Source organism: Isoptericola sp. NPDC058082 (assembly GCF_042885055.1).
Lineage (GTDB): Bacteria > Actinomycetota > Actinomycetes > Actinomycetales > Cellulomonadaceae > Isoptericola.
In genome coordinates this window covers 148,412-150,638 of the sequence record NZ_JBHVSQ010000005.1, presented here as the reverse complement: position 1 = coordinate 150,638, position 2,227 = coordinate 148,412, and the positions used below count along the sequence as shown (strand labels likewise).

At 72.7% G+C, this 2,227-nt stretch carries 1 protein-coding gene; it reads left to right on the top strand.

Features of this window, described 5'->3' with window-relative positions; all coding sequences use genetic code 11:
* The first annotated feature begins 154 nt into the window (after positions 1-154).
* Positions 155-2,131 (top strand): heme peroxidase family protein, encoded by a 1,977-nt coding sequence (locus ACFVS0_RS09375; RefSeq protein ID WP_430564593.1) that lies wholly within the window; start codon positions 155-157, stop codon positions 2,129-2,131.
* Positions 2,132-2,227: the final 96 nt, after the last annotated feature.

Genomic DNA, 2,227 nt, shown 5'->3' with positions numbered 1-2,227 from the left:
ATGGGTACCATCCGCCCTCACCTGACCGAATGTGGGCACAGCTTGCGGGCTAGGAGCCCTGTACAATCCCCGTGATGGCTTGTTCTTTGCCGCCCGGGACCCGCCCCGCGCCGGGCGGCGCCCGGCGCCCGCTTCTCCCGAGAGGGGCAGAGCCATGGCGGCTCAGCAGACCATCGAGCAGGAAGCGCCCGAGCCCGGGCACGACCTCCACTCGGACCCGGTCGGCCGGACGGTGCGCAGCGTGCGCCACGGCGGCCAGGTGCGCCCGCGCCCGCGACCCCGACCGCGACCGGATCCCGACCCGGGGTCGTCGCCGGCCCCGTTGCTCCACGAGACGGAGCTCGCCGTCCTGCGCGACATCGTGGAGGACCGCTTCGAGGCGACGACGTCGTTCGACTACCTCTTCCGCGGCCTGCGCGGGCACTTCCCCGCCGCGCACCTGCCGGTCACCGACGGCGGCGACCCGCCCGAAGGGCCGGTCGCGGGACCCACCGTGGACGCGGTCGTCGCGGCCCTGAAGAAGCTCGGCGCCGGGATGATCGAGCCGGCGGGCCCGCCGAACCCGGCGCTGGACTCGACGATCCCCGCGATCTACACCTACTGGGGCCAGTTCATCGACCACGACATCACGCTCAACACCAACGGCCCGGACGGTCCGCCGGAGGCGGGGGAGCGGCCCCGGCCGGGCGACCTCGTGCTGGGCGACATCGTCTCCGACCCGTTCACGGCGTTCCCGCCGGAGGTCGTGGTCCGCAGCCTGCACAACGGTCGGCACCCGTTCCTCAACCTCGACAGCCTGTACGGCAGCGGGCCGCGGTTCCCGGGTGAGGCCGGACGGCGGACCACCCGCAGCGAGGCCGCGTACGCCACGACCGACCAGACCAAGCTCGCGCTCGGTCGGGTGGCGACGACCCCGATCCCGGGGTTCGAGCTCGTCCCGCCGGGCGACGACCCGCAGCGCGACCTGCCGCGGTTCTCGTCGGAGGAGATCGCAGGACTCGACGTCCCGGAGGACGAGCGGCCGGCCCCCGGTTCGGCGAAGATCCCCGACGGGCGCAACGACGAGAACCTCGTCGTGGCCCAGCTGCACCTGGGGTTGATCCGGTTCCACAACGCGGTCGTGGACTGGGTCCGCCGCACCGAGCCGTGGCTCACGGTGGACGAGCGGGCGGTCTTCGACCGCGCCCAGCAGCTCACCCAGCACCACTACCAGTGGCTGGTGGTCCACGACTACCTGCGCACGCTCACCAAGCCGGGGGTGCTGGACGAGGTGCTCGTCGAGCCGTCGCTGCTCTTCCGGCCCCGTCGCAAGGTCGCCATGCCGCTGGAGTTCGCCGTGGCCGCGTTCCGGTTCGGGCACTCGATGGTGCGCAACGGCTACGACTTCAACCTCAACTTCGGCAAGGTCGTGCCACCGGCAGCGGCGCCGCGGGCCGCGTTCGCGAGCCTCGTGCAGCTCTTCGAGTTCACCGGGGGCGGCGGGCTGGTCCCCACCGGGGCGCCGCCCGGCGAGGTGCTCCCGTCCAACTGGCCGATCGACTGGGCCCGCTTCGTCGACAAGGGCGACCCGGACCGCCGGCGCTCCGCGGCGAAGATCGACCCGTTCCTGGCGGCCGGCCTGGCCACCATGCTCAAGGAGGGCACCGACCCCGGCCTGGCCCCGGAGATCAGCGCCCTGCTCAAGCAGCTCGCGCAGCGCAACCTGCTGCGGGGGTACTGGCTGTCCCTGCCCACCGGGGAGGCGGTGGCCGAGGCGCTGCACGTGCCGGCCCTGTCCGCCGAGCAGCTCACCCGCGGCGCCGCGCAGGGCGTCAAGGACGCCCTGGCGGAGCTCGACGGCACGCCCCTGTGGTACTACGTGCTCAAGGAGGCGGAGATCCAGGGGAACGGCAACTTCCTCGGCGACGTCGGCAGCCGGATCCTGTGCGAGACGTTCGTCTACCTGCTCAAGGCCGACGACACGTCGTACCTCGCCACGGGCTGGACCCCGGCGCAGGGGGTGCGGATCGACGGCGGGAAGATGATCACGACGATCGGCGACCTGCTCCGCTTCGCCGGCGTCCTGACCCTCGACGACGGCACGACGTTCCGCCAGGTCGACGGGCGTCCGGCGGGTCACGACGGCGACTGAACCGTCCCCTGCTGTGTCGTGGCACACGTCGCGGGGGGAGAGCGGGTCCGCCGGGAGGGGAGGGTGGTTGATTTGCGGGGAGGATCAGACGGCCAG